Origin of the sequence: Pseudomonas sp. SIMBA_067, from assembly GCF_046534675.1 — a bacterium.
GTDB classification, from domain to species: Bacteria; Pseudomonadota; Gammaproteobacteria; order Pseudomonadales; family Pseudomonadaceae; genus Aquipseudomonas; species Aquipseudomonas putida.
On sequence record NZ_JAWRYH010000756.1, the window covers coordinates 1 to 258 of the forward strand.

The 258-nt window shown below is 45.0% G+C and carries 1 protein-coding gene; it reads right to left on the reverse strand.

Features of this window, described 5'->3' with window-relative positions; genetic code table 11:
* The coding region (locus tag SB765_RS31200; RefSeq protein WP_410932702.1) for an alanine:cation symporter family protein at window positions 1–258 on the reverse strand (258 nt) is incomplete at both ends.

The following is a 258-nucleotide window of genomic DNA, read 5'->3' on the forward strand; positions in this document are numbered from 1 at the left end:
TCATTAGAATATAAACCGCGTTGGATACCATTTTTAATGGCTGCCCCCATAGCGCCTGCGCCCGCTTCTTGTAAGCCAAACGCCGATAAAAATATATCTTTAAGCATGGCAGGTACTTGGGTGAAGTTAATCAGTGTAATTACCACAGCAACAAGCACAAACACGATGCCCATAACAGGGACTACTCGCTCGGCAAAACGGGCTATGGCTTTAAAGCCCCCTAAAATAATAGAGCCCGCTAAAAGTGTGATCACAACT